Origin of the sequence: uncultured Tateyamaria sp. (genome assembly GCF_947504105.1) — a bacterium.
Classification (GTDB): Bacteria; Pseudomonadota; Alphaproteobacteria; order Rhodobacterales; family Rhodobacteraceae; genus Tateyamaria.
Window position 1 is genome coordinate 70,233 of the sequence record NZ_CANNGP010000018.1, and the last position, 8,374, is coordinate 78,606.

The following is an 8,374-nucleotide window of genomic DNA, read 5'->3' on the forward strand; positions in this document are numbered from 1 at the left end:
TGTTCATGCGCATGTCAGCGCGCACTGTCCCCCAAGGGACCGGCCTCTGCAACCCGTGCGCGACTTGGTTGGACCAGAAACATGCCCGCCATCATCAAAGCGAGCGCGCGCCACACTGTCGGGGCATAGGCTTCGCCAAGGATCAAGCACGCCCAGAACACGCCGAAAAGCGTCACGAGAAAGCTCACCTGAACGGCAAAGACGGGTCCGGCGCGCCCCACCAGCCAGACATATCCGGCGTAGACCAGCACATGCGTCGTCGCACTGATGACAAGCGCGACGTCTGGGGCTGCAAAGGGTGCGCGCGGATCAATCCACTGCCCGCTGAACAGGGCCAGCGGCAAGGCGATGATGGCACCGACAATAGACGCACCCCACAAAACCTGTATGGCGTCGAGGCCCGCAGTGCCCCAGCGCGCGACATAGTTGCCCTCGAACGCGTAAAACAGACCTGCGATCAGCCCTACTCCCACCCAAATGACAGGGATCGCACCGGTCATCGCGGCGTTGGGCAGCACGATCGCAAGCACAGCTGTCAAACCGATCAACAATCCGGCAAAACGCCGCCATTCAAACCGATCCAAGCCAAGGGTCAGCGCGATGGGAAAGGCCCAGATCGGAATCATCGACAGCAGGATCGACATGATACCCGATGGCAGGTGCACCGCAGCCTGGTAGCTGGCCGAGTTCGGCAACACGGATCCAATGAGAGCAATGACAAGATAGACGCGAAGATGCGCGCGGCCCCACGGCAGCCGCACACCACGCAGCAACCCCAGCATCGTCATGACCACGACGCCAATCGCCAATTGCCAGAACAAGAGGCCAAAATGCTGATAACCGGTGCTCACCGCGATCTTGGTCAGCGGCATGGTCAGGCCCCACCCTGCCCCTAACAGGATCAGGACGGCGGTAAAGCCCAGCGCAGCTTCGCGTGTCATGGACCGCTGGTTTGCAGCAAACCACCCTCGCGCACCATTTCGATGCGCGTAGCCCGGCCATCATTCCCGGTTTCGACATACACACCCGACAGGGTCGCCGGACCCAGCGCAGGCTGAAACCGTTCCTTGGGCATGCCAGTGATGAAACGGCGCAGCGGCTCGTCGCGTTGCATGCCAATGACCGAATTGTAATCGCCACACATGCCCGCATCAGTCAGATAGGCGCAGCCCTTGGACAGGATCATGGCATCGGCGGTGGGCACATGCGTATGGGTGCCGACCATCAGGCTCGCCCGCCCGTCGCACCAATGGCCCATCGCCATTTTCTCGGACGTTGCCTCGCAATGGAAATCCACGATGATCGCGTCTGCCTGCCCGCCCAGCGGATGGGTGCGGAAAACGGTCTCGAGCGCTGAAAAAGGATCATCAAAGGGGCGCTTCATGAACACCTGGCCCAGGGCCTGCGCCACCAGCACCTTCTTTCCGTTCCGCGCCGTGAACAGGCGCGCGCCCTTGCCCGGTGCCGCCTTGGAGAAGTTGAGGGGTCGGATGATGCGCGGCTCTTCCTCGATGAACCGCAACATGTCCTTCTGGTCAAAGGCATGATCGCCCAGGGTCACGCAATCCGCCCCGGCCTCAAGCAGCACCTTGGCATGCGCACCGGATAGGCCCATGCCAGAGGTCGCGTTCTCTCCGTTCACCACGACAAAATCGAGGTTCCAGTCGGTGCGCAAGCGCGGCAGATGGTCGGTGATCGCCTGTCGGCCAGCCCGGCCCATGACGTCACCCAAGAAAAGCAAATTCATACGGCCCCATATGCCTCCATATGGCAGAACGGCAAGTCCAAAGACACCACCTGTCCCATTCCCTGTTTCCAAAAAATCCCGGGGGGCGGCGCGTCAGCGCCGGGGGGCTGGCCCCCTCTCCACCTCAATCACTTCCGTCTCCGTCACGATCATGTCGAGCATTTGGTCCGTAGGCTCCAATGGCAAGTTTGCCATTTCCTGCGCACCATAGGCGAAACCGATAGCAAGGGTTGCCCGCGTCGCGCGCAACCCTTCAAGTGTGCGATCATAGAACCCGCCGCCATATCCCAACCGCCCGCCAGCACGGGTAAAGGCCACCAAAGGCACAATGACAATCTCAGGCTCAAACATGTCTTCGACCGCAGGGATCTGTGCCCCGAACGGCCCCTCCGTCATGGCACAACCCGGCGTCCATCGTGAAAACACCAACGGCAGTCCCGCGCCCCGAATAACCGGCACAGCCACTGATCCATGCGCAGCCGCCTCCGCCATCGCGGGCAGCGGGTCAATCTCGGACCGGATCGGCATGTAACCGGACACAGGCACTCCACGATACCCCGCCAACACGGATGATAACAGGCCCGACGCCCCCCCGGCATCCAGATCAAAGGCCGCCTTGCGCACAGCAAAAGCCTGTTTCCGGATCAAGGCCTTGTCCTCGCTCAACGACATGAAGGGCCTCCTTCGGGACGGCGGGCGGAGCGTCTTTGCCGCAGGCAAACAGCGTCCGACCCCGTCACAACAACACCAAGGCAGCAAGCCCAAGGAAGGCAAAGAACCCGACCACGTCCGTCACGGTGGTCACGAACGCACCCGATGCCAACGCCGGATCGATACCCACGCGGTCCAGGACGATCGGAATGCCGGTTCCGGCCAGACCCGCCACCACCATGTTCACCACCATGGCCGCTGCAATCACATAGCCCAGCGCAGGTGAGCCGAACCAGATCACCCCGACAATCCCCATCACAACGGCAAAAACAGCGCCGTTGATCAACCCCACCAGCACCTCGCGTCGGATCACGCGCCACACGTTCGCGCCGGTCAAGTCCTTTGTGGCAATGGCCCGCACCGCCACCGTCAGCGATTGCGTGCCCGCATTCCCACCCATGGAAGCCACAATCGGCATCAACACTGCCAGCGCTACGATCTGGGCAATCGCCATCTCGAACTGGGCGATGACCATCGACGCAAGGATCGACGTGACAAGGTTCACGGCCAACCAAGGGATGCGCCGTTTCGTGGTCTCGCGCACCCGGTCCGACAAGGCGGATTCCTCACCCACACCCGCCAGCCGCAGGATGTCCTCCTCGTGCTCTTCATCCAGCACGGCCATCGCATCGTCGATCGTGATCAAACCAACCAGCCGCCCCTCGTCATCGACAACCGGGGCCGAGATCAAGTGATACTGGTTAAAAGCATAAGCCACGTCGCTTTCATCCTGACTGGCCGGGATCACCTGAAAGGAGTCTTCGACCAGATCGGCCAGTGGCACCTCCCGACGCGACCGCATCAACTTGCCGAGGGTCACATTGCCCACCGGATGTAGGCGCGGGTCAATCAGCACGATGTGATAGAACTGCTTGGGCAATTCCTCTTCGTTCGCACTGCGCAACCGATCGATGGCCTCGCCCACGGTCCAATGCTCGGGCGCCATGACAACCTCGCGCTGCATGAGGCGGCCGGCGGAGTATTCGGGAAAAGCGAGCGACTGTTCGACCAGCGCCCGGTCCGTGTCTTCCAGCACATCCAGAATTTGTTCCTGCTGCGCGTCGTCCAGATCTTCGATCAGGTCAACCACGTCATCACTGTCCAGATCGCGCACGGCATCCGCAAGAACGGTGGGCCTCAGGACGGCGATCACCTCTTCCCGGATCGACTCGTCCAGTTCGCATAAGATGTCGCCATCGAACTCGCGGTCATACAGCCGGATCAGGCGCGACCGGTCAAAGGCGTTGATCTGCTCCAGAAGGTCGGCGATGTCCGCTGCGTGCAGCGGCTCCATCAACTTGGTCAGCTGGTTGCGGTCCTCGATATCAACGGCATATAGGATCGCAGAAACATCCTTGCGTTCAAGGACATAGGCGTTCTCGTCGGTCGTGGGATCGATCACGTCGGTCTGATCTGACATGGCGTGCGTCTCCCTTTCCGTCGCGTCGTGGGCGACCATAGGGCGCGGCCCTTGTGCTGACAATGGCCCGGATTTCGCTTTGCGCCCTCAGCACGCCCCCGGCATAAGGCAGCCATGACAGATGCATATCTTTTGACCGGCCATGTGCTGACCTTTGACGGCGACCCGTTCATCCGACCATGGCATGAAGCCGTCCACGTTCTCGAAGACAGCGCCGTCCTGATTGAAGGTGACAAGATTGCCGCCATTGGCAGCGCGGCACTGACGCAAGGCGCACAGGCAACACGCCATGACTATCCCGGTCACCTGATCTGCCCCGGTTTCATCGACGCCCACGCGCACTATCCACAAACGGCCATCATCGCATCATGGGGCAAGCGCCTGATCGATTGGCTGAACACCTATACGTTCCCCGAAGAAATGCGGTTTGGCGACGCCACCTATGCCAATGAAACAGCGGATCGCTATCTGGACCTGCTGCTTGATCACGGTACAACATCGGTCGCGAGCTTCTGCACGATCCACCCCGAAAGCGTCGACGCCCTGTTCACCGCTGCCGCCGCGCGCAATATGGCCGTGGTCGCGGGCAAGACCTGCATGGACCGCAATGCCCCGGACGGACTGCGGGATACGGCACAAGCGGCCTATGACGACAGCAAGGCATTGCTGCAGAAATGGCATGGCCAGAGCCGCGCCCGCTATGCGATCACACCGCGCTTCTCTCCCACCTCGACTGAGGATCAGCTGGCAGCCCTCGGCGCCTTGTGGGCCGAAAACCCCGACGCGTTGATGCAAACCCATCTGAGCGAACAGGTGGACGAGATCGAATGGGTTCGTGGCCTCTACCCGCAGGCGCGCGACTACCTCGATACCTACGAACAGCACGGGCTTTTGGGCGAACGTGGCCTCTACGGTCACGCGATCCATCTTGAGACGCGTGAGACCGACCGACTGCGCGAGGTGGGGGCAGGCCTCGTCCATTGCCCGACGTCCAACACCTTTATCGGCTCAGGCCTGTTCGATCTCATGGGCCTTGCCTCTGGCGGCGTGCGCACGGGCCTCGCGACGGACACAGGCGGTGGTTCATCCTTCTCAATGCTGCGGTCCATGGCCGCTGCATATGAGATCGCACAGTTGCGCGGCACCGCCGTGCATGCTGCACAGCTTCTGTGGCTGGCGACAGCAGGATCGGCCCGCGTGCTGCACCGCACGGACGAGATTGGCAGTATCTCCCCCGGACTGGCAGGTGACCTGTGTATCCTCGACCTCGCCTCAACCCCAGCCATTGCGCAGCGTCATACACGGGCCGAGAGCATTTGGGACGCAGTGTTCCCGACGCTCATGATGGGCGATGACCGCGCTATCGCGGATGTCTGGGTGGGCGGCACGCGCCGCAGCTAGCAGGGCGCTGCCAGCACCATAACCCACAGGTTGCCCGGTCCGCGGGCCAGGCCGACTGCCTGCGCTTTGCGATGCAGGATGTTGCGCCGGTGCCCGCGTGACCCCATCCATGACGTCATCACCTCGGCCAAACTGCATTGACCCGCAGCAATGTTCTCCGCGCCAAAGCAATAGCGATAGCCGACACGATCCAACCGCTGACCAATGTCTGATCCATCCGAACCTGTATGCGCAAAGAAACCAGCGGTCGCCATGTCTTGTGCATGTGCACGGGCCGCGGCCTCAAGCGTGCTGTCATAGATAAGTGGCGCGCGGTTTTGGGCGTCACGCTCGGCGTTGATGGCGGCCAGCGCTGTCGGATCGGCAGCTGCGGCGGCAGCCATCAGGATCAGGGCAATGAACAGCAAAACATGTTTCATAAGGTGGCGCTCAGGTTTCGGGCCATCTCATTCTGCCGCGCGATGACCTGTGACAGATCAATCGTCGTCATCTGACCATCCCGCACAACCTGTCGCCCTTCAACAAACAGATCACGCACCGTCGTTGGCCCGGCCAGCAGCAAAGCCGCCGGGTCCCAACTGCCCGCTGCTTCGATCCCGCTGACATCCCAGATGGCCACGTCCGCGCGACACCCAACCTGCAGCCGCCCGCACTCAGGCCGTCCCAGAATGTCGGCCCCGCCCCGCGTCGCAATCTCCAGTGCCTCCTGCGCGCTCATCGCATCCGCACCCTGTGCCACCCGTTGCAACAACATCGCCTGCCGCGCCTCAGCCACCAGATTGCCCGCATCGTTGCTGGCCGATCCATCAACACCCAGACCCACGGGCACGCCCGCGTCGCGCATGGCCCGCAATGGCGCAATGCCAGAGCCGAGGCGACAGTTCGAACAGGGGCAATGCGCAACCCCGGTGCCCGTCCGGGCAAACAGGTCAACCTCTTCCGCATCCAACTTCACGCAATGGGCATGCCATACATCAGGCCCAACCCAGCCCAGATCCTCAGCATACTGCCCGGGTCGACACCCAAATTGTGCGAGAGAATAGGCGATATCCTCGTCATTCTCGGCCAGATGGGTGTGCATCATCACGCCCTTGTCACGCGCCAACAGCGCCGCATCGCGCATCAACTCGCGACTGACCGAGAAAGGCGAACACGGCGCCACGCCCACCCGGCACATGGACCCCGGCGCGGAGTCGTGAAAGCTGTCGATCACCCGCACCATATCGTCCAGTATCGCGGCTTCATCCTCGACGAGCATATCCGGCGGCAACCCACCGGCACTCTCACCAATGCTCATGGCGCCGCGTGTGGGATGAAAACGCAACCCGACCTCCTGAGCCGCCGCGATTGTGTCTTCGAGCCGGACCCCATTGGGGTAAAGGTACAAATGATCGGACGACAACGTGCAGCCGGACAGCGCCAATTCGGCCAACCCGATCTGCGCCGACGTGAACATGTGGTCAGGTGTGAAGCGCGCCCATATGGGATAGAGGACCTGCAACCAACCGAACAGAAGCGCGTCCTGCGCCTGCGGCACAGCGCGCGTCAGCGTCTGGTAAAGGTGGTGGTGCGTATTGACCAACCCCGGTGTCACTACGCAACCCGAACCGTCCACAACCTCTGCGGCCGCCTCCAGCCCATGCCCGATCCCGGCCACCTGCCCGTCCTGCAGCAACACATCGACATCGCGCAGAACGCGACGGTCGTCATCCATCGTCACGGCATAGGCCGCGCGCCGGATCAGGGTGGCCGTCACAGATGCCCCGCAAGAATGTCCAGCGCCGCGCGGTGGATATCAGGATGGGACGCCGCAACGACGCGCCCGCCATCATGCACAGGCTGACCAGACCAATCCGTGACGATCCCCCCTGCCGCCTCAATAAGACCAATGGGGGCCTGAATATCATAGCTGTTCAGCCCCGCCTCGATCACCAGATCGATCTGACCGGCCGCCAGGAGGGCATAAGCGTAGCAATCCATCCCATAGCGCACCAATTTGACATGGTACGCCACCGCTTCGAAGCCGGCACGCTCGGCTGCGGTGCCCACTTCGGGAAAGGTCGTGAACAGCACCGCGTCGGCCAATGGGCGCGGCTTGCGTGTTGCAAGGGTGTGCTCACCCAACGGGCCGCGCATCCATGCACTGCCTTCCGCGCCCCAGAACCGCTCCTGAATATAGGGCTGATCGATCATGCCGAGCATAGGCCCATCGGCACCGCCGACCGCGATCAGGACACCCCATGTGGGTGTACCAGACACGAAACCGCGTGTGCCGTCGATCGGGTCCAACACCCAAGTCAGCCCACTCGTCCCTGATTGTGCGCCAAACTCTTCGCCCAGAATTGCATCGTCCGGGCGCATGGCTGCCAACACCGCGCGCATCACCTGTTCGGCTGCCCGGTCCGCAATGGTCACCGGGTCGTATCCGTCAGACGCCTTGTTCTCGTCATCCAGGTCGGGGGCGCGAAAGTGCGGCAGAATAGCTGCGCGGGCCGCGTCAGCCATGGCATGCGCCACATGGGTCAGGTCAGAAATAAGACTGCTCATGCCAATCGGGTGCCAGAGTGGCACCCGTGACGCAAGTCCAGACTGCAGATCAAGGGATCAGGCGACGTCGCTCAAGACCCGCGCCAATTCGAATAGACGGCGGCGTTGCGTTTCGGGAATGGCATAGTATGTCCGCACCAATTCCATCGCTTCCTTGTCGCTGAGCATGTCAGCTGGCACGTTGCCCGTCGGAGCGGACTGGCTTGCATCTTCCTTAAGCCCTTCAAAGAAGAAGGCCGCGGGCACACCCATCGCTTCTCCAATATCCCAAAGGCGGGACGCACTCACGCGATTTGCACCGGTCTCGTACTTCTGGATTTGCTGAAACTTGATACCGACCATGTCAGCCAGCTTTTGCTGGGTCATCCCGATAAGCCACCTGCGCTGTCGGATACGCTTGCCGACATGAACGTCAACCAAATGTGCCATGGTGTTCCCAACCCTGTAACTGTACTGTGAGCGCCTGAGGCGCTAGTGTTCCCCGTCTGACATAGGATTCCCATTGTCGGTTCGGAGTGTCATGTTGGGGCATGAGACGAGATGACATC

At 61.8% G+C, this 8,374-nt stretch carries 9 protein-coding genes; 1 reads left to right on the forward strand and 8 read right to left on the reverse strand.

The window, feature by feature from the left end; all coding sequences use genetic code 11:
- Positions 1–14: 14 nt before the first annotated feature.
- The 4 genes from Q1A75_RS12605 to mgtE all read right to left on the reverse strand — a co-directional run bounded on the left by Q1A75_RS12605 (position 15) and on the right by mgtE (position 3,878).
- Positions 15–941 carry a DMT family transporter gene (locus Q1A75_RS12605; protein ID WP_299554063.1) on the reverse strand — a complete coding sequence of 309 codons (927 nt, stop codon included), beginning with the start codon at positions 939–941 and terminating at the stop codon, positions 15–17.
- The gene (locus Q1A75_RS12610; protein WP_299554066.1) at positions 938–1,747 is read right to left on the reverse strand and encodes a TIGR00282 family metallophosphoesterase; all 810 of its coding nucleotides are present in this window, start codon (positions 1,745–1,747) and stop codon (positions 938–940) included. Before Q1A75_RS12610 ends, Q1A75_RS12605 begins: the two co-directional genes overlap by 4 nt.
- 93 nt (positions 1,748–1,840) lie before the next feature.
- Complete coding sequence (locus Q1A75_RS12615; protein ID WP_299554069.1) at positions 1,841–2,419, reverse strand: 5-formyltetrahydrofolate cyclo-ligase; 579 nt, start codon at positions 2,417–2,419, stop codon at positions 1,841–1,843.
- Positions 2,420–2,483: 64 nt separating this feature from the next.
- Positions 2,484–3,878, reverse strand: coding sequence for a magnesium transporter (mgtE, locus tag Q1A75_RS12620; RefSeq protein ID WP_299554072.1), 1,395 nt, complete (start codon positions 3,876–3,878; stop codon positions 2,484–2,486).
- A 114-nt stretch (positions 3,879–3,992) separates the two neighbouring features.
- Here mgtE and guaD point away from each other — a divergent pair, with 114 nt between their 5' ends.
- Complete coding sequence (gene guaD, locus Q1A75_RS12625) at positions 3,993–5,279, forward strand: guanine deaminase (RefSeq protein ID WP_299554075.1); 1,287 nt, start codon at positions 3,993–3,995, stop codon at positions 5,277–5,279.
- Here the strand turns inward: guaD and Q1A75_RS12630 are convergent.
- From Q1A75_RS12630 to Q1A75_RS12645, 4 genes are read right to left on the reverse strand one after another with little or no spacing between them, the layout of a single operon-like run.
- Positions 5,276–5,698, reverse strand: a complete 423-nt coding sequence (locus Q1A75_RS12630; protein ID WP_299554078.1) for a CAP domain-containing protein — start codon at positions 5,696–5,698, stop codon at positions 5,276–5,278. The two genes, guaD and Q1A75_RS12630, sit on opposite strands and share 4 nt — an antisense overlap.
- Positions 5,695–7,035: an 8-oxoguanine deaminase gene (locus Q1A75_RS12635; protein WP_299554083.1), complete on the reverse strand. Its 1,341-nt coding sequence runs from the start codon at positions 7,033–7,035 to the stop codon at positions 5,695–5,697. The genes Q1A75_RS12630 and Q1A75_RS12635 overlap by 4 nt, the downstream gene beginning before the upstream one ends.
- Positions 7,032–7,826, reverse strand: coding sequence for a histidinol-phosphatase (gene hisN, locus Q1A75_RS12640; protein WP_299554086.1), 795 nt, complete (start codon positions 7,824–7,826; stop codon positions 7,032–7,034). Before hisN ends, Q1A75_RS12635 begins: the two co-directional genes overlap by 4 nt.
- Positions 7,827–7,883: 57 nt before the next feature.
- On the reverse strand, positions 7,884–8,255 hold the full coding sequence (locus Q1A75_RS12645) for a helix-turn-helix domain-containing protein (RefSeq protein WP_299554089.1): 372 nt from the start codon (positions 8,253–8,255) through the stop codon (positions 7,884–7,886).
- Positions 8,256–8,374 lie beyond the last annotated feature (119 nt).